The organism is Halothermothrix orenii H 168, from assembly GCF_000020485.1.
GTDB lineage: Bacteria > Bacillota > Halanaerobiia > Halanaerobiales > Halothermotrichaceae > Halothermothrix > Halothermothrix orenii.
In genome coordinates, this window is record NC_011899.1 from 1,771,814 (window position 1) to 1,798,438 (window position 26,625).

Here is a 26,625-nt window from a genome sequence, read left to right on the forward strand (position 1 = left end):
TATTTTATTAATATTTTTTAAATTAATAATATTCCATCATAATTCCATTTTTATAATTATTTATACAAATAAATGTTTAAATATAATATTTTAAAATATAATATCCTTCCCTTTAATTCCTTTATATTTTATAACATAGTTACTTTTTTATTCTTATCTTAAACAAATTGACTGAAGCTCTACTCTAATTATTATTAAAAAACCCTGACTACAACAGTAGCCAGGGTTTAAATTTCTGTTTAACCTGTAAGTACAATAAAACGGGTCTTACAATTTAACTACATTAGCAGCCTGTGGGCCACGTTCACTTTCAACGATTTCAAATTCTACCTCTTGACCTTCTTCTAACGTTTTGAATCCTTCTTCCTTAATAGCAGAGAAGTGTACGAATACGTCGTCTCCTTCATCTCTTTCAATAAATCCATAACCTTTTTTAGGATCGAACCATTTTACCTTACCAGAATAAATCATCTTTAAACATTCCCCCTGTAATTTCTTTAAATGGGTCCAAGAAGTTTATTTTGAAACCCATTAGTTAAATTATATCATATGGACAAGAAGTTTGCAATATATAATTGTGGATTTTACTACCCTTTAAACCTGGCCCTGGCTACTGTCAGGACGTATATTTTATTAACCCGGCACCTTTCCCGCAAAACAGTACTAACCTCATTTACAGTGGTTCCACTTGTATATATATCATCAACAATCATTATATTAGCCCCTTCAATAAGTGGGCTCTCCTCCCCGGGGGCAAAACTACCGGAAATTATGTTCCGGCGTTCTTTAAGTCCATGTTGAAAAAGAGGTGCTCCCTCTTTAACCCTCTGTAAGGCCCCGGGTAGACACTGTATATTTACCTTCCTGGCCAGGCCTTCTGCCATAAGACTGGCCTGGTTAAATCCCCGCAAACGTTTTCTTAAATAATGCATTGGAACTGGAACTATATAATCAATACCATAGTCTTTAAAGTACTCCCTGAAGGTAAAAGACAGTAGTTCAACCAGTGGTTTCTTTAACTCTTTTCTCTGTTTAAACTTAAATTCCAGCAACATTTGCCTGGTAATTCCATCATATGAAGCACCACTATGTATAAAGTCGTAAGCAGGTTCAAATGTTTTGCAATAACTGCAGATATTCCTTTTATCCTCTACTTCCCGACCACATCGCGAACAACTTTCAGTTATAAAATGAATATTGCTGAGACATTCCTGACAGAGACCTGTTAATTCGGAAAATATTGTTAACTTCCTTCCACAGACAAGACAATGATTTTCTGGCGGATAAATTATATCAAGAAAAAATTCAATTATATTCACGGTTAACCAACCAAATCATTAATATTATAATTACGTTTAATCCGTTCTATCTTTTTCCGGGCCCGTTGCAGGGCATTATCAACCGTTTTAAGATTAACTTCAAGCTGATTTGAAATTTCCTGGTATGACTTATTGGCCAGGTATTGCATAAAAACTTCCCGTTCCAGTTCAGTTAATTCCTTTTCAATATCTTCAAAAATCATTTTTAGCTGCTCCTGGTATATAAACTTCTCTTCAAGGTTTTCATCTTCATTGGGTAATATATCGTTATAACTCCTGCCATTTTCACTGTTATCAATAGAACGGTCTATTGAAGTTGAGGTGTTAAGGGGGATGTGTTTTTGTCTGTTGGCTCTTTTAATAGCAGAAACGAGCTGTCTATGGACACATAGCTGGGCAAAGCCACGGAACGAGGCTCCTTTTTCAAATTTAAAATCGCGGATCGCCTTAAACAGGCCAACCATTCCTTCCTGAATAACATCATCTTTATCTAGCCCCTTGATAAAAAAGTATTTGGCCTTTGCATAAACTATATCCATATTGGAATTAATCAAATATTCAATAGCACGCCTGTTTCGATTCTGGGCCTGCCTGATAATCTCTTCTTCTCCCTGCTTATTCACCATAGAATCACCTCTAATGCAGAATGAATTTAAATACCTGATCAAATGAAATTCCGAGGTCAACTATAGTAGCCATTACCATTAATATAATCAGCGTCAAAACCATATTAAACTCCCAGCTCCTGAGAAATTTTTCATTGCTTTTTTTACTTTTCTCACTTTTTCTATATTTTTTCAGGAATTTCATAAATTAATCGCCTCTCGCTTTTAACTTATTAGAACAAATTGGCCTCTTGTCATAATTATTTAAAAGATAAACGACAGCCTCATATATTAAACATAAAACATTTGCCGTTGGAATTTGGACTGATAGAACTATCTAAATAAATTAAGTATGAGACTTTATTTTATTTATAATTTCCGTTGTTGATTTCCCCTTGACTTCCTTAACGAGCTCTACCCGACTACCCAGTTCTTTAACCACCGGCCATTCGGGTAAGGTCTCCAGGGTATAGTCACCTCCTTTTACATAAACATCTGGTTTGATTTCTTTAATAACATTAGAGCAGGTAAGCTCATCAAATATAAATACATAATCTACCATTTCAAGGGCTGAAAGTAACTCGGCCCTTTCCCTTTCATTTATAATGGGACGGTTTTCTCCCTTTAACTGACGGACCGAACTATCACTGTTGACAGCCACTATTAAAATATCACCAAATGATCTGGCCCTGTATAAATACCGGATGTGGCCCACATGAATGAGGTCAAAACAACCATTGGTAAAAACCAGGGTTTTCCCTCCCTGTTTTAAGGTTTGAACAATCGTTTGCAAAGAATTTATATCCTGAATTTTATTTCTCATTTTTTATCACTTCTTCCATTAACTCTCCTGGTTTTACTGTAGCCACACCTGATTTCCTGACCACAATACCGGCAGCAGTATTGGCCAGATCCATGGCTTCTTCCATGGTTGCCCCGGCACCCAGGGCCAGTGAAAGGGTTGCTACCACAGTATCTCCGGCCCCGGTTACATCATAGACCTCGGTATAGTTGACAGCTGGAATATGCTGGAATTCCCCTTCCTTATTAAAAAGGGTCATCCCATCTCCACCCTGGGTTATAAGTAAGTATTCCATATCCATGTGACCAATGATTTCTTTACCGGCTTTAATAACTTCATCTCTGGTCTTAATCTCCCATCCAACGGCATAACTGGCTTCCTCAAGATTTGGGGTAGCTATCGTAATCCCCTGGTAATCAAGAAGGTTATAACGGGTATCAACTGCAATAAATTTTCCTCTACTTCTCCCTGCTTTAATAATTTCCCGTTTAACCCTTTCAGTAAACAAACCATTTCCATAATCAGATATTAAAATCCCATCAACATTTTTAATATTGTCCCTGACATTTAATATTATTCTTTCTTCCAGGTCCCGGTCAATGGGGGAATTATCCAGGCGATCAATTCTAACCACCTGCTGTTTTACAATACCACCACCACCGGCCAGTATCCTGGTCTTAACACAGGTAGGCCTGTCCTCAGCAACCACAACACCGTTTACATCCACCCCGTGTTCTTCCAGATAACGGCATAATTTATTTCCAGGTTGATCTGGTCCTATTATCCCGACCAGATTCACTCTTCCCCCGAGACTGGATATATTATGGGCGGCATTGGCACCACCTCCCGGTAATATTTGCTGATTATGGTGTCTCAGGATAAGAACAGGTGCCTCCCTTGATATTCTCTCAGGTTCTCCTGTAATAAATTCATCAGCGATTAATTCACCAACAACCATTATTTTTATATTATTAAATTGCTGAATATAGCCTGTAAGTTGTTTCATTAGTTTCCTCCTATAAATCAACTTTTATTCCAATATTTAAGTTGATATCATTACGGTCCCAGTAGGAATTCCCGACCCCGAGAGTCAGGAAAGTATCAGGAGTTACTGGCAGACCAAGGCCAGCTCCATAGACCCAGGCTTTTTCATCAATAAAATAATCTATATTCCAGAAATACCGGTTCTGGACCAGATATATCCCTTCACCACTCAGTCCGATGGCCTTACCAAAACCCGATTCATTCAAGCCGGTGGTTAATGATAAACCTAATTGTAAACTATAAAGGCTCCTCTTTAAAAATCTTATATTCCAGGTGCCCTGCATCTTTATGTCTTCACCATTATAAACCCCCAGAAGGTCCAGATTATTAATGTCATCGAGTTTATAACCTAAATCAAGTTTTAAAGAACTTATTGTTGTTCCCTGTCCACTTACTATGTAATGGACAGTATCCAGTTCAGGACCGGCTGAAGCCCTGATAGAGACTAAAGACATTACCACAAAAACCACGATAAAAAAGATTCCAGCATGTCCCTCTGGCTTTGATATTAACCTTCTCATGGCATTCACCTCAATCGCATATTTTATAGTCTATTTCTGACATGTTGAATTTTTATTGTCTGTACTTTATCAATAGACCATTACTGATAAGCCTTTTATCACTGGGGTTGTTCATTGTATAACCTCTGACCACCATCCGGGAAGAAGCCCCACCATCGAGATTCATGGCCTGTACTACATTATATTTTAACATAAACTGGGCCAGTTCTTCCAGAGTCATCCCGATACTGAATCCGGGCTGTCTTCCATCAACAGTAACCATTATTAGATGGTTTCCGGAAGTAATCCCCAGAGCAGTCCGGGGGGCCCTACCCCTGAGAATATCTGGCTGAAACCCTTCGGCCTTTCCTGTAATATATATTTTACCATTTTTTATCAAAGTAGGTCCAGCTCCGAGGGCCATCTTTATATCTTTATTTGTGAGGCCCGGGCCGAAATTATTCTGCAATACAACTTTATCTCCCTCTTTAAATAATTTCAGAAACTGTCGGGACTGCCCATGGGCCTGGATAATAAACCCATTATCTGGAATTACTGTCCCGGGGCTACCGTCTTTTATCGACTGGACTACTCCATTGGAAACTACCAACTCTGTTATCCATTCCCGGGCCGGAGGAGCTACCTGGCCATAATATTTGTTTATAATAACCGCTTCATCGGTCCGGGGACGCCTGTTAGCACCTTCAATAAGTATTTCTTCACCCCTGGTATTGGTTAAGCGGGCTGTCCAGTCTATCCTGTCAATGATTATATCATCAGGAGTTATTACCAGAGCTGTTCTCCCCATAATATCCTCACTAACAATCTCGCCATTAATCATAAATAAACCCAGGGGACGGCCTGTATAACTGTAAAATCCCCCGTTAATTCCGGCCAGGGCTTTTTTCCCGGACACTACCTGACTCAAATCAGATAGACCAGACAACTTTCCACTGGCCAGAAATGGCTCCACATATAAAAAGTCATTATTCAAATCAAGGTCAAGCATTGTTATTAACCGGGGCCCCCACCAGGTAAGCTGTTCAATTTCATAATATCTAAGACCTCTTATAACCCGGGCTTCAACCCTGACCTTTTCTTTTATCTCACCGGTCAGGTCAATTACTTCTACATTTTTATAATAATGCTTTAATATATCCCTGTAGTCATAGCCCTTTTCAGACAGCTTTAAGGCTCCCAGTTGAGACATCCCAAGACCATGTCCCTGACCGACTCCTTTAATTGTCAGCTGATGAAGATACCCGTTTTTAAAACCTTTATCCAGTTCAAATATGGTACTCGGCAACAGGCCCTCAGTAGTAGAAAAAAACGATCTGATATTATCTTTATAAACAGAATATATTCCAAAATCTGTAACAAAATCCACCCTGATAACCCGGCCATTTTCATCGGTTACAGTCTTTATATCCCTTATCCCCGGGCATAATATCTCCAGATCCAGTTTATCCTTTAACAACCCGGTAAGTCTTTTTTCGAGTTCATGCCCGGAAAAAACCTTATTCCAGATTTTGCTTTTTAACCCGTCAGTAACCGGTTTTAAATAGGGAATCTCTTCTGCCAGGACATCTTTACTGTCAGCGGTCAAACCACCACTATCTTCATGGTAAACAGCTTTAATTATCCTCCCATCATAGACCAGGACTTCTCCTGAAGTGAGGTTTACGGCCATCTTTGCCAGATAATTAACCCCCTCAAGCCCCCGGTAATTATTAAATGTAAAAACCTCTTCATTACCATAAAAAAGCTCATGGAGGATAAAACTCCGGGAAGCCACAGCCTGGGCTTTAGCCGCTTCCAGATGTTTTCTGTCTTTAATAGACAATTCACCGGCCACTAGGCCATAAAGGAGGTCCCTTAACGGAACCAGGTTATAGACTGTAAGAGAATGTCCGGACATAACAATTTCTGTCTTTCCCGGAAAAAGTCCATAATTCTCAATCTTTACCTCTCCCCCTAGTTCCAGGACCTTACCCCTGAAAATAACCTCTTTTTTATAAAAGATCTCTATCCAGTTACCACTCCGTGGTGTAAAAGGACCGGAAACCACCCAGGTTTCCCAGCCCTCTCCATTCAGTTTACTGGCAACTTCTCCTGCCTTCTCCCTTGAACTATAATCACCTATCTGGACTTTATACCATTTCCCATCCCGGACAATAAAGACTTTTTGATATCCCGCTTCCTGCAATTGATTTTTTACATTCAAAGACTTATTTTTATCAAAACTGGCAAACACCTGGACTCTATATCCCAGGCTACGGGTCGGACCCACACCCGTAACTCTGAGAGTGTAGACCTCACCCCTTTTAAGCCTGTAGTTCTTTTTTGTTGTATAATCATATACCTCAATATCAGATTGGGGGGTCAGGGTTAATCTGGTAATATTTTCTTCTATTTTTACATTAATAGTTTTACCATCTTCGATAAACTGGGTCATCTCCTGGGATAAGGCAAATACATCAATATTTATAAAAAAAAGGCCGGCCAGGATTACTAAAAAAATTAAAAGAAAGTGTCCGGGCCAGATAGTCTCATGTAGTATAGCTGTTTTTTTCACATTACCCCCCCTTTATTCTCCACATTAACTTACCTCTGTTGACGGCTAAGCTGTTCATAAAGCAGGCGGCTTAAGTAATTAAAGCCCTGTCTGACACTCTGTTTACTTATTTCACCATCTAGCATATCGGTAAATACATCTTCAGCAAAACCACCATCTATAAGTCCCTTTTCAGGAACCGTATCCCGCATTGTTTTTAACATTTGTTTTACAAATATAGCCACAAACTGGTCAGCTGCCTCTTTTAATTTCTGATCCCGGGTCCCGTTATTGTTATCATTGACAGCCTTAACCTGTAAGCCTTTATGGTGACTCTTTTCATCTATAGAGTTCAATTTTTCATTCATAGAACGGTAGGGTTGTTGCCACCCATTGTTAATATTAAGGTTAATATCCATCACAATCCACTCCTACTATATAATTATATCAGTTCTACCCTGGCATGCAAAGCCCCGGCTCTCTTAATAGCCTGAATAATCCCGATAATATCCCGGGGACTGGCCCCGATTGCATTTAAGGCTGCCACCAGGTCACTGATCCTGGCATTACGGGGAATAACCATCATATGCTGCTCTTCTTCTTCAACCTGGATTTCAGTTTCAGTAGTTACCTCAGTTTCTCCATCTGTAAAGGGTTCGGGCTGGGAGACATTTTCCCGGGAAGTTATAGTTACAGTCAGATTACCATGGGAGACAGACACCGTTGAAATCCTGACATTATGGGTAAAAACAACCGTCCCTGTCCTTTCATTAATAATTATTCTGGCTTCTGTACCGGCCCTGACCTGGAGATTATTAATCTTGGCAATAAAATCAACCACATTATTCCGGTATTCGTCAGGGACTGTTACTTCTATTTCCCGGGCATTTATAGCCCTGGCCAGTTTATCAACTCCCGGAATAAATTGAAATTGCTGGTTGATAGCCATGGCTACAAAATTGGCTGTTTCAAAATTATTCTGTTCCAGAATGAAGGTCAGTTCCTCATTATTGAGTTCCATATCCACCGATCTTTCAACTATAGCCCCGTTAGGAATCCGGGCTACCGTTGGATGATTTTGTCTGACCTGATTTCCTCCCTGGCGGACATTAAAACCACCAATAGATAAAGGTCCCTGGGCCACGGCATACACATCACCATTGGGGGCTTTCAGTGGAGTCATAAAAAGAGTCCCCCCCTGTAAACTCCTGGCATCCCCGATTGAACTTACTGTTATGTCAATCGTATCCCCCGGCTGGGCAAAGGGAGGTAGCTTGGCAGTAACGACAACCGCAGCTACATTCCGGGCCCTGACCTGATCCGGAGTAACATTTATACCAAAGTGTTTCAACAGATTGGCATTACTCTGAATGGTAGGTTGAAATCTACTGCTATCTCCGGTCCCTGCCAGTCCAAACACCAGTCCAAACCCGCTTAACTGGTTATATCTGACCCCCTCTATCCTGGTAATATCACCAATAGACACCAGGGGGTCCTGAGTAGTTAACGCAAAAGCAGGCAGGGTTGCCAGTAATATTATAAGTAAAAACAGGATATGTTGAAAAAGATATCTCAATCTATATGCAAAGGTCATTGACCTTGACCCCCTCTCTCCTAAAAAATCCAGTTCATAATTCTTTCAAACAAACCCGGTTTCTGTTTTTCGGTAACAATTCCTTCCCCTTCAAATTCAATCGAAGCCTCAGCCACTTTAGTCGACAGGACTGTATTATCCAGGGTAACATCTTCAGGCCTGATAATACCTGATAGTTTTATATACTGTTCTTCACCATTTATTTTAATTGTTTTCCGGCCAACAATCCTGAAATTACCACCGGGAAGAATCTCAACAATCTGGGTTGTAAGGTCTGCTTCAATAATACCACTCCGCTGGGTCTGACCATCGGCCTGACCCTCATCAGAATAACTAAAACCAAAGGCCTTAATAAAATCAAAAATACCCAGTCCAGGCCCGGCATCAATATTGCTTTCCTGGCTGGTGGAAGTATTGGCACTCTGGACAGCACTGGAATTCTCTTCAATGACTACTGTAATAACATCCCCGACTTTAAATTCCTGACGATCTTCATAGATACTGGCCGATTCGTCAGACCAGAGTGAATTGTTATCAGCTCCAGTTAGCGGACTAACCAGTAACAAAAGACAGACCATAAAAATCAAGCTTTTTTTCATAGGAATTACCTCCTGTAATTAGCGGACGACCCTGACCAGTCTCGAATTAATAACCCTGGCTTTAAATTCATAACCGGTTTCAGGGTTTATAACCTTTACATAATCGCCCACCCGGCCACTACCCAGGGCCTTAACACTGGTAGAGACCTTAACATTCCTGACAATAACCTCTGCTTCTACTATATCCCCCCAGTGTATGACCACTGGTTGCTCCAGGTGATCAGTAGTCAGTATCTCTCCCTTCTGTAAAGGGATCTTAACAATGGAATATGACAGCCGGGGGTCATTAAAATCATTTATAATCTCTCCCCTGACTCCAGTTATCTTCTCAGTTGTCAGGGCCAAATCCTCTTTACAGATATTGCTCCCTCTTTTTATATTCCGGGTCGCTACAAGGACTTTCATCCTGAGTTCAACTTTATAACCTAAATAGATACGCCGCCACACCTTACCATTAACTATAATTTCAATGGGAAGGGAGATATTTCCGATTAATTTATCCGGATCCTCCTCGAGAAATTTTAAACTATATTCCCCATCCGGTATTACTACATTCCGGGGGGTAATAGTAGGGGTTATAGCCACCCCTTCTGCCCGGGGGGCCAGTTTATTTAATATAAATTGACGCCCCTCCTCCAGTAGCTTTTCCCCCTCTATTTCTCTACTGGAGGTTTTTACAATAACAACTTCAGGGACCATGAGCTTGATGTCGATAAAACCCTTTTCCTTTAATATAAGGGATATTAACTCCCGGGTTATTTCCCGGAAATAGCCGGGTAAGGGGGCCCGTCCCAGACTAATTTTATTTAATTCAGTTAGTTTTTGTCCACTGACACCCGTAAAGCTACCTATATCACCAAGGTAAATTTGGGGAGAGGAAATAATGACCTCAGTCCTACTTATCTTATAAATTATCTCCTCCCCGGCCAGGATATCAGCAGATAAAGTCACTAATAATAAAACTGTTACCAGCAGCAGCAAAATTAATCTGGATATTTTAACACCCTTCTGTCCGGTACGCTTTACCATAATTGGTCCCTACTTTATCATGGAGTTATTTAAACACAGGTATCTTAAGCCCGTATATCTTAAACCCGGGTATAATACTAAATCAACCAGTAAACCAAATTCAACTCAGGAAATCAATTTTACCGGCGCAACTGGGATGCAGTTCTGAGCATTTCATCAGCTGCCTGAATAGCCTTGGAATTAATTTCATAAGCCCGCTGGGCAGCAATCATATTTACCATTTCTTCGACAACCTTGACATTGGACATTTCCAGAAAACCCTGGGCAATGGTTCCAAACCCGGGACTACCCGGAGTTCCTACAATAGGATCACCGGAGGCCACGGTTGGTTTGAACAGGTTCCGTCCAATACTATTCAAACCGGCTGGATTGGAAAACCGGGCAAGTTCAATCTGCCCTATCTGCTGGGGCTGATTACTGCCATTAATCTCAACAGCTATGGTACCATCTGAAGTAATACTGATACTGCTGGCGTCTTCCGGAATATATATCTCGGGTTGAATAGGATAACCATCAGAAGTAACAATCCGACCCATACTGTCCCTCTTTAAAGAACCATCTCTGGTATAGGCAAGGGTTCCATCGGGCAACAGAACCTGAAGGAAACCATCACCTTCAATTAAAATATCCAGGGGGTTATCAGTATTCTGAATGTTCCCCGGTGAAAAAATCTTCTGGGTCGCTGAAACCTTAACACCATGACCCACTTCTATTCCAACTGGAATTTGCCCTCCCTGGCTGTTTGGTGTCCCCGGTTGCCTGATATGCTGATACATCAGGTCCTGAAAATTAACCCGGGTTTTTTTAAATCCAGTGGTATTGACATTGGCCAGGTTATTTGAAATCGTATCAATATTCGTCTGCTGGGCATCCATTCCTGTTGCCGCAGTCCATAAAGCTCCGATCATTTAAACCACTCCCTGTCAACGGTTATTTTTAAAAAGCTATGTAACTCTCAAGCTATGTTCCGGTCGATATTCCCCTGCTACCTCAGTCATTTAGTAGCAGACAGCCTCCCTAACAGGGTCCAGCTGTATTTAATAACGGATATATTTATATATAATTTATAGAAATTAATAATATTATAATAATCTTTATTCTAATAAGCTTATAAAAAGCTTAACAAAAATAAGATTTAACCGAGCTTACCAACATTATTAACAGCCTTACTCAGAGTTTGATCAGCATTTTTAATAACCTTCTGGTTAACCTCAAAGGCGCGATTTACCTCTATCATTCTGACCATCTCTTTAACAATATTAACATTCGATGTTTCCAGATAACCCTGTTTAATCTGATAATCACTGGCCTGGATTTCCCGGATTCCTTCATTAACATATAAGTTTTCTCCAATTTTCCTTAATCCCTGACGATTTTCAAAGTCTACAATTAAAAGGCGATCCCCTTCAAGATTATCGAGATATAACTGACCATCTGTATTAATACTAATATTACGCCCCCTGATGGTCTGGAGAGGACCCCTTTCACCAAGAACCGGGTATCCCTGCTGGGTAACAATCTGACCCTGTTCATTGACAGTAAAATTGCCATTCCTGGTATAACGACGTCCCCGGGGAGTCTCAACTACGAAAAACCCGTTGCCATCAATGGCCACATCCAGGGGATTACCGGTATGGTTCATCTGTCCTTCTCTAAAGTCGGTATAGTCTTCTTCAATTTTAACACCGGTCCCCAGCTCCCCTAGAGGGGTAGCCTGTCCTTTTTCAAGGCGTGAGATAAAAACCTCTGGAAAGGAAACCTGAATACCTTCATCCCTTTTATAACCTGCTGTATTAACATTGGCCAGATTATTGGCAACAAGCTTCATCTTCCTCTGGTTGGTTACCATACTGGAAGCAGCAGTATAGATTCCTTTAATCAATTTTTTCACCCCCTTTTAAATATTTTTAAACCTTTATCTAACTTTTTTTAGATAAACAAACTCCATATTTCTATAAACAATTTAGAATAATTGATTATCAACAGAAGTTTCAAAAGGTGTTTTATATACATTTTTAAATCAAGCCTTTTAAAAAGCCCTTTTATTAGACCATCTGTAAAATTTTTAAAACCAGATACAAAATAACTGACTTCTACTGTTTTTTCTACTTAATTATTATTTTTGACAAAATATTTAAAATACCTTCTTTTTTGGCAAAAGTATATTCCCCTGCTTTAATTCGGGACTCAAGTCGGAACAGGTTAATGTATTTCAGAAATTCCTGACTCTCTCCCAGCCCTTTATCAGCCAGAATCCTGGCCACTTCGAGACCGGTTGCCCCTCTGGGTATCTTAACCTCTACAAATTCTGGTTTTTCTTCAAATTTATATTCAAGTTCCCGATGGGTAAGGTCAAAACTATCAATATCATATATAGCTGGAGATGGGTATGCGGCTGTAGAATCTTCAGCAAAAACCAGGAAAATACCACTCCCAACCAGGATAACCCCGGCGATTATAATTAAATCACTTATAATTGTTTTCCTGAAATCAAATTTAACCATCTTCACCGGACCTCTTTCCTTTATATAATCTAAGTATTAGCCTGGTCTCCCGGATCCCTAAATCAAGCTTTTTAGCAATTTTTTCAGGGGAATACCCCTGTTCAGAAAGGGCAATAATGTCACGGTATTTCTCAGGAAGATGTTGCCCCTTAAGTTCTTCATAGGTTTTATAGAAGATATCATTAAAATGAACTTTCCTGTCCTGGTCCTCATAAGCCTCCAGGTTCCTAACTGCCTTTTTGATTTCATCTTCTTTTCGCTGGATTTCAGCCAGGATAACATCCAGGTTCTGACTAATGTTTTTAAGCCGTTGAACCCTTTCCAGAAAATCAGTATCTTCTCTTATATCATTTCCTGCCACAGAAGGACCGGTGGTATCTCCATCAGTAGTATCCTTTTTAGTTTCTTTTATAATATCTTCATCAGTATCTTCTACAATACCATCTGCAGTAATTTTCCTGGTGGCTGCTTCTGTTCTATAGATAAAAACCTTAATCTGCTGGTACCCTCTGTATTTAAAATAAAAACCAAGCACAATAAATAAACTACCTGCCAAAATCAAAAACCAGCCCATTTTACCACTCCCGTTTCAAACCTTAACATCGATAAAAAAACCCTTACCATCATCAGGACGGTGTTTGTCTTCATTATCACTGTTATTATTTTGCTCCTTATTACCCTGCCGGCCGTTATTATTAGATTCCTTTTCTTCATCCCTTATTCTGGCTTCTTCTGATTCTGTATTCTCATTGACCTTTTGCTGTCTCTGCTTTTCCTCTACCTGGTTTTGCTGGGCCAGCTGTCCCTGTTGCTGGACATCATGAAGCTGCTTTATTTGATGGATTTTATCGACCTGAAGGGACATGGGTAAATTGGTATGGGGGTTAATAGGGTGAGTCATCAGAATTCACCACCTATACAGGGACCTGCCTTATCTCCCCTTCATCTTCAATGAAACAGGTCCTGTTCATTTCATCATGGACATTATACTGGGAGTTACCGATGGCAATCTTAACACCTGGGTAAATCTTCTGATTGACAACAAGGCGACCCCGGGTTTTATTTGCAATCTTCTCTTCAAGCTGTTTATAGATCCTCTCTTTAGATTCAATCATACTTTCCAGTTTTTTTACTGTTTTCGTCAGGCGATCATACATAATCTCCTTCTGCTGGGGAAGCTGGCCTCTCTGTTTTTTAAGCTGTTCCATGATATTTAAGGCTTTTTTTGTTTTTGTAATATTCATCTCTGCTTCTTCTATTTCCTTTTTAATCTTTTTTAATCTTTCCTTCATCATGGGGTCGACCCCAACCTCAAGGCGGGTATCGGTAGCCAGTACTGAACCTATGATATTGGCTTCAAGCTCTTTTCCAGCTTTACAAATTCCACCGACCAGTAATCCCTTTTTCTCCTTTATTTCTATTTTACGCCCTGCTGTCAACCGGCTATGCATGGCCGCATCACTGATAATTATATTTTTTCCAGCCTCAATGGTTCCATTTTCAACAAACTTTACCCTGACATTACCATCGGCCTTAATACGGCTCTTATTTTTTCCAACAAAACCTTTATGGATTATTAACTCCCCGCCACATTCAATATTGGCTGCTGAGACATGCCCCCTGACCTCAACATTACCATCAGCTCTGATTTCAAAGCCTTCCAGAACATTATCCCTGACATATACATTACCAACAAAATCTATATTACCTACACTTAAGTCAACATCACCTTTAACCTCATAAACCGGTAAAACACTGACTTTATTACCCCGTTTTACAACCTGCCCCGATACAGTAGCAACCAGGGTATTGTCATCTTTTCTTTCTACATTTTTTCCCCCTGGCAACTCTCTATCCCGCGGTTTCGGTGGGGGAAGTTCTTCCCCGGTAACCGTTTTACCCGGCTCTCCCGGCTGGGGGTCAATTTTGGTGACCAGAACTTCACCGGGTTTAACATTGGTAATTAATCCAAGGTTATAAAAATCTATACTACCATCTTCCCGCTGGGTACCAACTGACTCTTCCCTGGTCTCAAAGTGGTAGACCAGTTCAGCATCAATTCCCGGGGTAGGTTCTTCACCTTCTGCCACCAGAACTTTATCAATCGGTTCATCTTCCTCCAGTATTTCTATCAGCTTATCTTCTTTGATACCATAAACTACCCCTGATTCCTTTAAGATATCATGAAGATCATCTATGGTCAGGTCTTTTCCACCGAGGGGAGGTTTATAGGACATAAAGGCCTTCAGTTTATCACGGCTTATCTCCACCTCGGCCTCTGCATCCCGGTCAAGCTCGGGATAACGCGGGGCAATCTTAACCCATTCTTCTGATTGTTTATTCAATGCCTCCTGTATCGACTGCCAGTCTACTTCGACTATTTCCTTTTTATCAAGGGCAGTCTTTATATCATGGTAGTGAACAGGATCACCTTCTCCCTCAGGTGGGATGATCCTAAGAAATATTCCGTTATCACTGACCCTGATTCTAAAGTCCCCATCAATTCCCAGATTCTCCATGACCATATCCAGTAGTTCTTCTTTTTGTTCAATAGACTCTTCTTCTTCGTAAGTGACTTCATAGACATTTTTCCTGCTTTTAAGTCCAAGAAAACCCTTCTTTTCCCTTACTAACGTAACCTTGAGTTTATCTACAGCTACAACCTGTCCTGTTTTTGCCTCCAATTCCTTTTTACCTATTTCCAGGGCCTTTTTCTCATCGGGAGCAGTAACACGAACTACCTCTATCATCTCAATTCTCCTTTCTTATAAATCATAATAAATCATATTTTCTCCTGGCTAAATAACCCCTTAACCTGTAAACCGCCCTTTTATGGATCTGGGAAATTCGTGCTGGAGACAACCCCATAACTTCTGCAATTTCTTTCTGGGTTAATTCCTCATAATAATATAGAGAAATAACAGTCCGCTCCGATTCACTTAACCGGTCTATTGCCCTGGCCAGGAGTTTTATCCTCTCCTTTTTATCCAGTATCCTGTCAGGGGGAAGGCAATCACCTTTAATAAAATTGAATACTGTCGACTCGCCCCAGTCTTCATACAGGGACACCCATTTAGCTGAATTTAACTTTGAATAGATTTTTGTGACCTTTTCCCGGGAAATATTAGTCTTATTTGCCAGTTCAGCTACAGTCGGTTTTCGTCCCAGTTCTTTAGCCAGTTTATCAGCTACCTTCTGGAGTTCTTTCCCTTCCCGGCGGAGAGAATGGGGTAACCAGTCAAGTTTCCTGAGGTGATCAATAATAGATCCTCTGATTCGTCGGGAAGCATATGTGTTAAACTTGATACCCAGTCTGTAGTCATATTTTTCAATAGCATCTATTAAGCCAATTATCCCGTAGCTTTCCAGATCATCTTCCTCTATAAAATCAGGTATGATCATTTTGACCCTCTCTACCTGGTATTTAACGAGGGGTAAATAGTTTAGTATTAATTCCTTTCTGGCCTCCTGGCTACCTTTACCCTTATAGGCCTCCCACAAGTCAAGATACTCAACTTTTTCCTGAGAAACTGCCATAATTTATCCCCCTTATTACTCCTCTCTATTATCTACCTCCAGGATAGGAGGATCGAGCGGGGTAAATTCACTGTTATCACCTGTATCACTGTTATTATTTTCAGATTGTTTAGTTTCACTATCTTCTCCTGTTTCCTGTTGAGACCCCCTGGTCTTACTGCTATTATAATCATTATTAATCTGAAATTCATGTTTCCGGGATAAGGTTTCCAGGGTATAGGTTATCAACCAGCCACCTGCAGCAAAAAAGGCTAAAGCACCCAGACTCCAGGTAAAAATAGATGATAAGTCCATCCCCAGTATTACCCCGATAACAATAACACTCATATAAGCCAGGGTACCGGCAAATAAAGCCGTAAATGCCCTCAGTCTCATCTTATAACAATCCTTTCTGCCTGAGCTCCCTCTGGTATTCAAATAACCAGCTGATTATCTTCTCTCTGGATTGATGATCAATATCTGTAAACTTAACACCCACGGCCGGGGGATCTTCATTTCCATACTGATTTACAACCTTACCTATTATACTGCTTCTTTCCAGTCCGGGCAAGTCCAGTAACAGCTCCACTTTACCTTCCAGTGGAAGCATTTTATCTACTGCCATTTTAATACCCCCACCGCTGATATCAATGGTATAGGTCTCACTAAAGGGTTCAACTGGATGTAAATTATCATCCAGAGCCCGGTATTTAACCTTTCTTTTGACCTCTTCCCGGAAGAACTCCCTCCTCTGTATCTTCCTGTAATCCCCTGTATTCTTTAACACTAACAAATGAACCGGTTCCTTCTCCCTGTCCACAATAACTGTATTTAAATAATAAGCTGCGTATTTGTCATTAAAATAAACCTTTACAGGGAGATTAACCCTGAGGGGCATTATTTCTCCTTTAACAAAAGGAGGGGTTACTTTTATATATTCTCCGGTTACTGAAGCTATCTTGCTCAGGTATTTTCCCTCATAGGGCGGTCTGTCTACTTCAAGTTCTACTTTTTGATTTACTTTTAACCTTTCCGGCGTCTTGTTCATGAATTTCCCTCCCTAATTGCGGCCAATAATTCCAATGATCTTTGATACAAAACCCTTCATGCCCTTTGGTTTTTTGGTCCGGGTCTGATTTAATACTCTTTCAGCAATCCCGGAAAAGGCCTTTCCGGCTTTACTGCCAGGGTAAAGATGGACTACTGCCTGTTGTGCCTTTACAGCCTGTCTAATATGTTCATCAAAAGGTATGTATCCCATAACCCTGACGTCAAGTCCCAAATATTCCTCAATAACCTTTGTCATCCTTCCTGTAACCTTATCCCCCTCCTGCTGGTTACTGACCTGATTTATCAAAAGGCTTATATCCCTGTTGTAACCATGATTTGCCATTATTTTTATTAAACTATAGGCATCCATCACCGCAGTTGGTTCAGGGGTAAGGACTACAACTACTTCATCACATCCCATAATAAAATTTATAACACTATAATGAATACCGGCTCCAACATCTATTAATATTATATCATAATTTTCCTCCATCTGGTTAAATGTTTCTATCAATCTATTTACTTCCCGGGAACTGATATTAATTAAATCTTCCACCCCGGAAGTTCCGGGAAGAACGTGTAAACCCTCCGGCCCCTCAAGGAGGGCCTCATAAAAATCACATTTACCTTTTAAAACATGATTGAGGTTATATTTAGGGGTTAGCCCCAGCAGAATATCAACATTGGCCATTCCCAGGTCGGCATCCAGCAATAATACCCGTTTTCCTTTCTTTTGCAGGGCCAGTCCCAGATTTACGGCAACATTGGTTTTCCCGACTCCCCCTTTGCCACTGGCAATTGCTATGACTCTGGTTTCAGAACCCTTTATTTCTTTTGCTTTGACTAATTTCCTCAGCCTTGTTGCCTGATCAACCATTTAAATCACCTAATATATACTGTATTAACTCCTCTTTCCGGGCTGGCTTAATATCATCAGGGACATCCTGCCCATATGTAATATAGGAATAGGGTAATTTATACTCTCTTTTGATATTAACTATATCACCATAGGTTGTTGTTTCATCAAGTTTGGTTAATAAAAGCTTATCAGGCTTAATTATAGAAAACTTCTTTAAAATACCTTTTATATCTTCACTTTTGGTACTCATACTTATCAATAAATGAATTTCATCAACATAATTCCGGCTGGCAAACTTCTTCAATCTCCCCAGCTGGAGCTGGTCATTCCAGCTACTACCGGCCGTATCTACCAGGATTAGCTGGTATTTTTTCAGCTTGTCCCGGATAATCTGGCTCAATTCCCTTTCATTGTAAACAACATGTAAAGGAATGTTTATAATATCACTATAGGTCTGTAACTGCTGAACGGCTGCAATACGGTAGGTATCAGCTGTTATTAACCCCACCTTAACTTCCTTATCCAGGGCAAACCGGGCGGCCAGCTTTGCTATAGTGGTCGTTTTCCCCACTCCGGTCGGTCCGGCAAATAATACAACCTTTTGCTCATTTCTATTAACCCTGATGGGTTCAGGATTACCTATAACCTGGTTCAGTTTGCGCTCAAGTAGTGATATTAATGATTTCTGACTATCTACACTGGCATTTTTAAGCTTTTTCATTAACTCCTGACAGTACCCTTTGTCCACCCTCTGATTGACCAGGTATTTGTAAATTGAAGACAAATTATCAGGTAGTTTATTTAAAAAGGAATCAGATTCCCATTTTTCATTCATTGCCTGAACCATTTTCTTCAGGTTATTAATCTCCTTCAAGGCCTTCTCCGAATTTTCATCCCGGTGGGATGTTTTTTTATCCTCAAGGGCGGCCAGGACTTCAACCTTTGTCCGGGAAAATAACCCCATAAACCCACCCTGTTTGTATTTACGGGTATTTAAAATTATGGCATCAGGGCCTAAATCGGCTTTGACCTTAAAGATAGTATCCTGGATCGTGTCTCCTACATATTTTTTAACACGCATTTATGTCACCGTCCCCAAAACCTCAATTTTAGTATCTGGCTGTAGTTCATTATATGATAGAACAACCAAATCCTTAAAGCTTCTATATGTTAATTCTTTAAGGGGCCTTCTGATAAGTGGTGTTGTCAGTAATATGGGGTCATGCCCCTTTTCCAGTAATACCTTTAACCGGACACCTATTTTATTAAGAAGATCCTGGGCCCTGGATGGTTCCAGGGTGAAATAACGCCCCTGATCAGACTGCTCTAACGCCTGGGATAATTCATCTTCAATCTGGGAATCCATATTAATAATATAAAGGGTACCATCATCTTCTGTAAAGAGACTGGTTATCTGTCTAGACAGGGACTGCCTGACATACTCTGTTAAAAGTTGAATATCCTTGGTCTTGCCGGCATAATCGGCCAGAGTCTCCAGGATTGTTACCAGATTTTTAATCGGTATTCCTTCCCAGAGTAAATTCTGTAATACCTTCTGGATTTCACCGAGATTCATGAGATCCGGTACCAGTTCTTCAACTACAGCCGGGTAGTCCTCTTTAATACCATCTATAAGTTCCTTAACCTCCTGGCGACCCAGGAGTTCGTAAGCGTGTTGCCTGATAAGTTCAGTCAGGTGGGTTGCCATAACTGAAGGCGGGTCTACTATTGTATAGTTGGACAGTTCCGCTTCTTCTTTCTGTCTTTCAGTAATCCAGATAGCGGGTGTCCCGAAGGCCGGTTCTTTCGTCTCTATTCCTTTAATCTCTTTGGTAGTTATCCCCGAATCCATGGCGAGATAATGGTCAGGGAGAATTTCATACCGGCTAATCTCAACACCCTGTAATTTTATACGATAGACATTTGGTTCCAGCTGTAGATTATCCAGTATCCTGACCGGGGGAATAATAATTCCCAGCTCCATGGCCGTCTGTCGCCTGATCATGGCCACCCGGTCCAGGAAATCTCCCCCCTGTTCGGGAAGGACGAGAGAAATCAGGTTATAACCAACCTCCACTTCAATGGGGTCAACCTTTATCAATTCATTTAATTCTTCCTTTTCAGGCCGTTTCGGGGCAACGGTTTCTTCTTCGGGTTTGGCCTCTCTCTGTTCCCTTGATTTCAGCTGTAAATTCATTACATAACCAACCCCACCGACAATACCTGAAAGTATAAAAAAGGGAAGTGTTGGTAACCCGGGGGCCAGTCCCAGAATCGCCAGAACTCCACTGGCTATCCAGAGGGCTTTGGGCTGGGCTGTAAGCTGTCCTGAAAATTCTCTGCCCATACTGCTCTCAGAGGCAGCCCGGGTAACAACAAGGCCAGTGGCGGTTGATATTAAGAGGGCCGGAATCTGGGTCACAAGCCCGTCACCGACCGTTAACAGAGTATAGGTCTGGGCGGCCTGGGCCAGGGGTAAACCCTGCTGCAAGACCCCGACAATCAGACCACCAATTATATTTATAAAAGTTATAATAATACCGGCAATAGCATCACCTTTAACAAACTTACTGGCACCGTCCATGGCCCCATAAAAGTCTGCTTCCTGCCTGATTAATTCCCGCTGGCGCTGGGCTTCCCTTTCATCAATTATACCCGCATTCAAATCAGCATCAATGCTCATCTGTTTACCGGGCATAGCATCAAGGGTAAAACGGGCGGCAACTTCAGAAACCCTTTCAGCACCTTTGGTAATAACAACAAACTGAATAACTACAATTATGATAAACATAATAAGTCCGACTACATAATTACCGCCAACCACAAAATCACCGAAACTCATAATGATTTTCCCCGCATAACCATGGGTTAAAATAAGCCTGGTTGTTGATATATTCAGGGATAACCGGTATACTGTTGCAAATAACAACAGTGACGGGAAAACTGAAAACTCTAAAGGATCAGTAATATAAATGGTTACCAGGATTACTACCATAGAAAAGGTAATATTGGTAGCCAGCAGAATATCCATTAAAACGGTGGGTAGTGGTATAATAAACATCATAATAATACCCACCAGTAATATAGCAAATACAATATCTGTATTCTTGCTTATTTTGTTTAATAGGGTATTTTCAGTTAATGCAGGCACTTTTCGTTTGCCTCCCTGTCTGTTTTGACCATCTTAATTATTCCTGTACTCTTAATAACTCCAGATATCTTACATTTTAATTTATCCATATGTCCATTATTGAGGACGATATTTATTGTTTTTATAGAGAAAGGCCAGTACTTCAGCCACAGCCTGATAGAGGTCAACCGGTATCTCCTCTCCTATCTCAGTGGTAGCATTAAGGGCCCGGGCCAGGGGCTTATTTTCAACTATCTCTATCTTCAGTTCCCTGGCTTTTTCCTTTATTTTTTTTGCAATAAAACCTTCACCTTTAGCCACGACAACAGGGGCTTCCATTGAGTTAATATCATATTTTAAAGCTACAGCAATATGGGTCGGGTTGGTAATGACTACATCGGCCTCTTCCATGGCCTTGATCATCCGGTTTAAGGTCATCTCCCTTTGCTTTTCCCGGCGCTTACTTTTAATCCGGGGGTCACCCTCTATCTCTTTATGTTCCTCTTTTACTTCCTGTTTGGTCATCTTTAAATTCCTGATATATTCCCACTTTTGATATATGTAGTCAGCTATTCCCAGGACCACCAGGCAGATGATAATTGTAATGGCCACTTTGAATATTAAATGGCCAAGGTAGGCTACTGCTTCTGTAATTCCCTGTCTGGAAAGGTTTATTAAGGTCTGCCAGGAGTTTTTAAGTTGTAAATAGGCCAGAATAGCTACTATAGCAATTTTAAATAATGACTTTATAAGTTCCACAACTGACTTTAATGAAAACAACCTTTTAAACCCGGAAATTGGATTAATCTTCTTTAAATCTGGTTTAATTAAATCCGGGACAAAAAGAGGACCAACCTGGAGGAAATTAACCACCAGCCCGATAATGGCTGAAGCCAGTAATACCGGAGAAATTAATCTGGCTATAAAATAGAAACTGTCTATCAGGATATATAAGCTATTAACATCATTAATCTTATTATAGGCCTCCAGAGACAAAAAATATGACATCCTGTTGGTCAAAGAGTAGATAATATTTTTTATAATAAAGAATAAGACCAGAAAGCCTCCCATTAAGGTAAAGGCTGATGATAATTCCTGACTCTTGGCAACCTGTCCCTGCTGACGGGCTTTCCGTAATCGCCTCGGCGTCGGTTTTTCCGTCTTTTCGCCTGACTGGTTTACCGGCATATTCTCCCCCCTAACCCATCAGCTTAATAATTTTGATAAGTTCCCGATAAAATTCAGAGAACAGATCCTGGAAAAAGTAAACTGCTACTCCCAGGGATAATATTAACATTATAAAACCAATTAATATTTTCATGGGAAGCCCGATAATAAAAATATTCATCTGGGGAACAGTGCGGGCCAGAAAACCAAATACAACATCGGCAATAAAAAGAGTTCCCATCACCGGTAGGGCAATTTTAAAGGCTATGATAAACATATTACCGGTGGTTCTAAATAAAAGGTTAAATACTTCAGAACCCAGGGTTAAACCCCTCAATGGTATTATCTGAAAGGACCTGTATAAACCTTCAAGAAGCAGGTGATGCCCGTTAATTGCCAGAAAAACCAGTATGGCCATTATATTCTTGAACTGGCCCACGACTGGGGCAGTAACTCCTGAAATGGGGTCCATAACATTGGCTATGGCAAAACCCATCCTGACATCAATAAACTGTCCAGCAAGCTGAATTGAAGCGAATACAAGATAAAAAATATAACCTATAATAAATCCTATTAAAGACTCCCGTATCACATCAAGCAGAATACCGACAGTCTGCTGTGGTAGTTCCACGGTCTGTCCACCAATTAGCGGCAGGGTAATAAAGGTTAACATCAATGCCAGAGACACTTTAACCCTGACAGGATAAACCCTGCTACCAAAAACGGGTGCTATTAAAAAAAGACCTAAATATCGAAACATAATAAGTAGAAACTGGTATGTCTGGTTAACGAGCATATCTTCTAAAGTCATCAGGAACTCACCTTATCCAATATATGTAGGAATATGCTGAAATAATGAAGTCACAAAATCGACAATTGTGCTCAACATCCAGGGACCGAATATAGCTATTGAGATTAAAACTGCCAGTATTTTGGGAACAAAGGCGAGAGTCTGTTCCTGAATCTGGGTTGTGGCCTGGAAAATGGCAACAAGGAGTCCGGTTATCAAACCAAAGCCGATTACCGGTGCAATAATCTTTAAAACAACAAACAGAGCATTCCGGCCAATATCTATTACCAGTGCTTTATCCACCTACATTCACCTGCCTCAGTAAAATGTCTTAACCAGGGATTCTATTACCAGATACCAGCCGTCTACCAGAATAAACAGTAAGAGCTTAAACGGCAGGGAGATAATAATCGGAGGCAACATCAACATCCCCATTGACATCAGAATACTGGCCACTACCATGTCTATCATTAAAAAAGGCAGATAGATTAAAAACCCTATCTGAAAGGCCGTTTTCAGTTCACTTATAACAAAGGCAGGAATCAGGACATATGTTGGAATGTCTGCCCGGTTTTCAGGCCTTTCTATTCCCGTCATATTAACAAATAAGGCCAGATCCTTTTCCCTGGTTTGCTTAAACATAAAATCCCTGATCGGTTTAATACCTCGATCATAGGCTTGCTGGGTGGTAATTTCATTATTTAAGTATGGTTGCAGAGCCTGTTCGTTTATGTCCTGCCAGACTGGGGCCATAATGAATACTGTTAGAAATAAAGCCAGTCCTATCAGAACCTGGTTTGGCGGCATTCTCCTGGTAGCCAGAGCCTGCCTGATCAATCCGAGAACAACGATTACCCTGGTAAATGATGTTACCATAACCAGAAGGGCAGGTGCCAGGGATAATACAGTTAAAAGTAATAAAATTCTCAGTGACAGGACCAGGTCTTCTCCTTCAGCAGGATTAGAACCATTGATCTGGAGGTTTATATCCGGTAATTGAAATTCAACTGCACCTGCTTTACAACTCAAAATACCTGTCAAGATAATAACTGTCAATAAAACTACTGCAATCTTTTTATTCATCCTGATCACGCCTGTTACGGGAAATTAAATTCTGGAAATAACCCTTGAAATTTACTTCCTGCTTTAAATCAGGAATATCTATATCCTGATCATCCCACTCAGATATTACATGAAAACCCTTTTCATCAATACCTACCAGAACAAGTTTTTCTTTAACCAGGAGTAAAACCAGACTTTTTTTTGGTCCCAGAAAAACCCTTTCAATTATATGAATATGCCTTCCTGTTTTCTGGTAACCCAGGCCCCTTTTCCAGAGGTAAAAACCCAGGTAGATTAATCCTATAATTAATAAAGTATATATTGTCACTCTGGCAAGTTCCCAGCCGTAATTCATATTTTTTCCCCTTTGTGACTAAATATTGTTTAACCTCTCCATGGGACTTATAATATCTTTGACCCTGAAACCAAAGTTTTCATCTATAACTACAACTTCACCTTTGGCGATAAGTTTTCCATTAACCAGCAAATCAACCGGTTCCCCGGCCAGTTTCTCCAGTTCAACTATAGAACCTTCCCCCAGATCCAGAATCTGCTTAATAGTCATCCGGGTCTTACCGAGCCGCACGGTAACTTCGAGGGGTACATCCTGGATAAGCTCCATATTCTGGGGAAGAGGTGCCGTATTCCCATTATCAAAGGAAGGGAATTGAGCCCTCTTGACATCTACATTTTCTTCACCGGCTGATACCCTGTTGGCACTACCTGATACAGGTTGACCGGTAGTAGATGCAGAACCTGTAGAAGCTGTAGCAGCCACTGTTTTCCTGGCCTCCCCTTTTTCCTCCTCAGCATCCTTAGCCGTCAAGCCTCCCATTTCCTCAACCAGTTTTACAGCCAGCTGTTTGGTAAAGCCCATGGGAGCTATCTGTTTAAAACTACTATCAATTAAATCGCCAACCTTTAACCGGAATGAAATACTGACTACTTTTTCATCATCACTACCCAGGTACTTTTCCCTTTTACCATTCAATTCATCAATATCCAGATATTTGGTCTCAGGTGGTGATATATTTACTACTTCGTTAAGGATGCTGGACATTGAAGTAGATGAGGAACCCATCATCTGGTTCATGGCTTCACCGATGGCACTGAGGTGGATTTCATCCAGTTTTTCATCACTGGTGCCATCTCCACCCATCATTAAATCAGCTATAACCATAGCATCTTCTTCTTTGATAATCAGAAGGTTTATGCCCTCCAGTCCGGAAATATATTTAACCCTGACCAGAACACAGGGCCGTTCATATTCCTGACTTAATTCTTTAAAGGTCACTACCTCAACTTTCGGGGTGGTTATTTCTACCTTCTGATCAAGTATGGTAGACAAAGCTGTAGCTGCCGACCCCATTGCAATATTACCTATTTCACCCAGAACATCCCTTTCCTCATGGGTTAACTCATTGCTATCCTCATCACTGTTATCCATAAGGGCATCAATTTCTTCCTGGGATAGTATATCTTTATCCTGGTTATCCATCATTCTCTTCACCTTCCTCTTCATTACTGATAACATCAGTAATTTTTACAGCCATATGTTTATTACTAACCCCGGCAACCCCCTGAAATTTAACGTTTTTCCCGATACGTATATCAACCTTTTCTTCGGCCTTTTTGTCTAGCCTGATGACATCACCGGGTTGAAGATATAGTAAATCAGTAACAGTAAGCTGGGTTTTCCCTACTTCAGCAATAACCTCAAGAGGGGCCCGCTTAAGTTTCTTCTTGATAGCCTCAATATGCTGGGCTGTTCTTTCTTCCCTGGTATTGGAAAACCACTGCTGGGCATTTAATTGTGGTACAATGGGTTCTATCATGATGTAGGGAATACAGACATTTACCAGACCTTCACTATTTGCTATCTTGGCTGACATGGTAATCAGGATAGTCATATCATTACTGGGAACAACCTGGGTAAACTGAGGGTTGGACTCTATTTCCCTTAACCTCGGTTTAACCCTGATAATGTTTTCCCAGGCTTCCGGTAAACCACTCAAAAACCAGGATATTACCTTTCGTAAAACAACCTTTTCAATATCTGTATAGGTCCTGACCCTGTCCAGGGGATTCCCCATTCCCCCGAATAACCTGTCAATGATAGCAAAACCAATATCAGGGTTTATTTCAAAGATAAACTGTCCGTTAAAGGGCTCCATCTCGCTGATACCGATAATGGTCGGTTCTGGTAGAGACCGGATAAATTCTTCATAGGTTAACTGTTCAATAGAAGCCACCTCAAAATCGACTCTACTCCTGAGCTGGGTGGATAAGGTAGTGGTCAGGATTCGGGCAAAGTTTTCATGGATCATTTCCAGGGTTCTCATCTGTTCTTTAGACAGCTTATCGGGGCGCCGAAAATCATAAACCTTTACCTTTTCTTCTTCTGTCTCTTTTTTTATCTCCTCGACATCCACATCACCGGATGACAGGGCAGATAGTAACGAATCTATTTCACTCTGACTCAATACATCAGCCATATGATT

31 protein-coding genes are annotated in these 26,625 nt (G+C 40.7%); all 31 read right to left on the bottom strand.

Features of this window, described 5'->3' with window-relative positions:
- Nucleotides 1-267: 267 nt before the first annotated feature.
- The 31 genes from HORE_RS08580 to fliM all read right to left on the bottom strand — a co-directional run bounded on the left by HORE_RS08580 (nucleotide 268) and on the right by fliM (nucleotide 26,619).
- A complete protein-coding gene (locus HORE_RS08580) occupies nucleotides 268-471 on the bottom strand; it encodes a cold-shock protein (protein ID WP_015923366.1) in 204 nt (67 codons plus the stop codon).
- A gap of 116 nt (nucleotides 472-587) precedes the next feature.
- A complete protein-coding gene (locus HORE_RS08585; RefSeq protein WP_015923367.1) occupies nucleotides 588-1,319 on the bottom strand; it encodes a ComF family protein in 732 nt (243 codons plus the stop codon).
- Nucleotides 1,320-1,321: 2 nt separating this feature from the next.
- Complete coding sequence (locus tag HORE_RS08590) at nucleotides 1,322-1,945, bottom strand: sigma-70 family RNA polymerase sigma factor (protein WP_015923368.1); 624 nt, start codon at nucleotides 1,943-1,945, stop codon at nucleotides 1,322-1,324.
- Between the two features lie 10 nt (nucleotides 1,946-1,955).
- Nucleotides 1,956-2,129, bottom strand: coding sequence for a hypothetical protein (locus tag HORE_RS12975; RefSeq protein ID WP_167935777.1), 174 nt, complete (start codon nucleotides 2,127-2,129; stop codon nucleotides 1,956-1,958).
- Between the two features lie 141 nt (nucleotides 2,130-2,270).
- A complete protein-coding gene (gene rfaE2, locus HORE_RS08595; RefSeq protein ID WP_015923369.1) occupies nucleotides 2,271-2,747 on the bottom strand; it encodes a D-glycero-beta-D-manno-heptose 1-phosphate adenylyltransferase in 477 nt (158 codons plus the stop codon).
- Nucleotides 2,737-3,732 (bottom strand): bifunctional heptose 7-phosphate kinase/heptose 1-phosphate adenyltransferase, encoded by a 996-nt coding sequence (locus HORE_RS08600; RefSeq protein ID WP_015923370.1) that lies wholly within the window; start codon nucleotides 3,730-3,732, stop codon nucleotides 2,737-2,739. The genes rfaE2 and HORE_RS08600 overlap by 11 nt, the downstream gene beginning before the upstream one ends.
- Before the next feature lie 10 nt (nucleotides 3,733-3,742).
- Nucleotides 3,743-4,291 carry a hypothetical protein gene (locus HORE_RS08605; RefSeq protein ID WP_015923371.1) on the bottom strand — a complete coding sequence of 183 codons (549 nt, stop codon included), beginning with the start codon at nucleotides 4,289-4,291 and terminating at the stop codon, nucleotides 3,743-3,745.
- Nucleotides 4,292-4,343: 52 nt separating this feature from the next.
- Entirely contained in the window at nucleotides 4,344-6,845 is a 2,502-nt protein-coding gene (locus HORE_RS12515) for a SpoIID/LytB domain-containing protein (protein WP_015923372.1), read from the bottom strand.
- 29 nt (nucleotides 6,846-6,874) lie between these two features.
- On the bottom strand, nucleotides 6,875-7,243 hold the full coding sequence (locus tag HORE_RS08615; RefSeq protein WP_015923373.1) for a rod-binding protein: 369 nt from the start codon (nucleotides 7,241-7,243) through the stop codon (nucleotides 6,875-6,877).
- 23 nt (nucleotides 7,244-7,266) lie between these two features.
- On the bottom strand, nucleotides 7,267-8,418 hold the full coding sequence (locus HORE_RS08620; protein WP_015923374.1) for a flagellar basal body P-ring protein FlgI: 1,152 nt from the start codon (nucleotides 8,416-8,418) through the stop codon (nucleotides 7,267-7,269).
- Between the two features lie 20 nt (nucleotides 8,419-8,438).
- A complete protein-coding gene (locus tag HORE_RS08625) occupies nucleotides 8,439-9,017 on the bottom strand; it encodes a flagellar basal body L-ring protein FlgH (RefSeq protein WP_015923375.1) in 579 nt (192 codons plus the stop codon).
- A gap of 18 nt (nucleotides 9,018-9,035) precedes the next feature.
- Nucleotides 9,036-10,046 (bottom strand): flagellar basal body P-ring formation chaperone FlgA, encoded by a 1,011-nt coding sequence (flgA, locus tag HORE_RS08630; RefSeq protein WP_015923376.1) that lies wholly within the window; start codon nucleotides 10,044-10,046, stop codon nucleotides 9,036-9,038.
- Nucleotides 10,047-10,165: 119 nt separating this feature from the next.
- Nucleotides 10,166-10,954, bottom strand: a complete 789-nt coding sequence (gene flgG, locus HORE_RS08635; RefSeq protein ID WP_015923377.1) for a flagellar basal-body rod protein FlgG — start codon at nucleotides 10,952-10,954, stop codon at nucleotides 10,166-10,168.
- Nucleotides 10,955-11,181: 227 nt separating this feature from the next.
- Nucleotides 11,182-11,928, bottom strand: a complete 747-nt coding sequence (gene flgF, locus HORE_RS08640; RefSeq protein WP_015923378.1) for a flagellar basal-body rod protein FlgF — start codon at nucleotides 11,926-11,928, stop codon at nucleotides 11,182-11,184.
- A 223-nt stretch (nucleotides 11,929-12,151) separates the two neighbouring features.
- Nucleotides 12,152-12,550 carry an aminodeoxychorismate lyase gene (locus HORE_RS08645; RefSeq protein WP_015923379.1) on the bottom strand — a complete coding sequence of 133 codons (399 nt, stop codon included), beginning with the start codon at nucleotides 12,548-12,550 and terminating at the stop codon, nucleotides 12,152-12,154.
- Complete coding sequence (locus tag HORE_RS08650; RefSeq protein ID WP_015923380.1) at nucleotides 12,543-13,124, bottom strand: DUF6115 domain-containing protein; 582 nt, start codon at nucleotides 13,122-13,124, stop codon at nucleotides 12,543-12,545. The genes HORE_RS08645 and HORE_RS08650 overlap by 8 nt, the downstream gene beginning before the upstream one ends.
- A 15-nt stretch (nucleotides 13,125-13,139) precedes the next feature.
- A complete protein-coding gene (locus HORE_RS08655; protein WP_015923381.1) occupies nucleotides 13,140-13,451 on the bottom strand; it encodes a hypothetical protein in 312 nt (103 codons plus the stop codon).
- 13 nt (nucleotides 13,452-13,464) lie between these two features.
- Entirely contained in the window at nucleotides 13,465-15,300 is a 1,836-nt protein-coding gene (locus HORE_RS08660; RefSeq protein ID WP_015923382.1) for a flagellar assembly protein A, read from the bottom strand.
- Between the two features lie 22 nt (nucleotides 15,301-15,322).
- Entirely contained in the window at nucleotides 15,323-16,087 is a 765-nt protein-coding gene (locus tag HORE_RS08665; RefSeq protein ID WP_015923383.1) for a sigma-70 family RNA polymerase sigma factor, read from the bottom strand.
- 15 nt (nucleotides 16,088-16,102) lie between these two features.
- Nucleotides 16,103-16,462 (bottom strand): hypothetical protein, encoded by a 360-nt coding sequence (locus HORE_RS08670; protein ID WP_015923384.1) that lies wholly within the window; start codon nucleotides 16,460-16,462, stop codon nucleotides 16,103-16,105.
- A gap of 1 nt (nucleotide 16,463) precedes the next feature.
- Nucleotides 16,464-17,114: a flagellar brake protein gene (locus HORE_RS08675; RefSeq protein WP_015923385.1), complete on the bottom strand. Its 651-nt coding sequence runs from the start codon at nucleotides 17,112-17,114 to the stop codon at nucleotides 16,464-16,466.
- Nucleotides 17,115-17,126: 12 nt separating this feature from the next.
- Complete coding sequence (locus HORE_RS08680) at nucleotides 17,127-17,993, bottom strand: MinD/ParA family protein (RefSeq protein WP_015923386.1); 867 nt, start codon at nucleotides 17,991-17,993, stop codon at nucleotides 17,127-17,129.
- Entirely contained in the window at nucleotides 17,986-19,056 is a 1,071-nt protein-coding gene (flhF, locus tag HORE_RS08685; RefSeq protein WP_015923387.1) for a flagellar biosynthesis GTPase FlhF, read from the bottom strand. The genes HORE_RS08680 and flhF overlap by 8 nt, the downstream gene beginning before the upstream one ends.
- Nucleotides 19,057-21,126 carry a flagellar biosynthesis protein FlhA gene (gene flhA / locus HORE_RS08690; RefSeq protein WP_015923388.1) on the bottom strand — a complete coding sequence of 690 codons (2,070 nt, stop codon included), beginning with the start codon at nucleotides 21,124-21,126 and terminating at the stop codon, nucleotides 19,057-19,059.
- Between the two features lie 96 nt (nucleotides 21,127-21,222).
- Nucleotides 21,223-22,293, bottom strand: coding sequence for a flagellar biosynthesis protein FlhB (gene flhB / locus HORE_RS08695; RefSeq protein WP_015923389.1), 1,071 nt, complete (start codon nucleotides 22,291-22,293; stop codon nucleotides 21,223-21,225).
- A gap of 10 nt (nucleotides 22,294-22,303) precedes the next feature.
- Nucleotides 22,304-23,083, bottom strand: a complete 780-nt coding sequence (gene fliR, locus HORE_RS08700) for a flagellar biosynthetic protein FliR (protein ID WP_015923390.1) — start codon at nucleotides 23,081-23,083, stop codon at nucleotides 22,304-22,306.
- Nucleotides 23,084-23,095: 12 nt separating this feature from the next.
- Nucleotides 23,096-23,365, bottom strand: coding sequence for a flagellar biosynthesis protein FliQ (gene fliQ / locus HORE_RS08705; protein WP_015923391.1), 270 nt, complete (start codon nucleotides 23,363-23,365; stop codon nucleotides 23,096-23,098).
- A 15-nt stretch (nucleotides 23,366-23,380) separates the two neighbouring features.
- Nucleotides 23,381-24,145, bottom strand: coding sequence for a flagellar type III secretion system pore protein FliP (gene fliP / locus HORE_RS08710; RefSeq protein ID WP_015923392.1), 765 nt, complete (start codon nucleotides 24,143-24,145; stop codon nucleotides 23,381-23,383).
- On the bottom strand, nucleotides 24,138-24,479 hold the full coding sequence (locus HORE_RS08715) for a flagellar biosynthetic protein FliO (RefSeq protein ID WP_015923393.1): 342 nt from the start codon (nucleotides 24,477-24,479) through the stop codon (nucleotides 24,138-24,140). The genes fliP and HORE_RS08715 overlap by 8 nt, the downstream gene beginning before the upstream one ends.
- 18 nt (nucleotides 24,480-24,497) lie before the next feature.
- Entirely contained in the window at nucleotides 24,498-25,658 is a 1,161-nt protein-coding gene (gene fliY / locus HORE_RS08720) for a flagellar motor switch phosphatase FliY (RefSeq protein WP_226984152.1), read from the bottom strand.
- On the bottom strand, nucleotides 25,615-26,619 hold the full coding sequence (fliM, locus tag HORE_RS08725; RefSeq protein ID WP_015923395.1) for a flagellar motor switch protein FliM: 1,005 nt from the start codon (nucleotides 26,617-26,619) through the stop codon (nucleotides 25,615-25,617). Before fliM ends, fliY begins: the two co-directional genes overlap by 44 nt.
- Nucleotides 26,620-26,625: the final 6 nt, after the last annotated feature.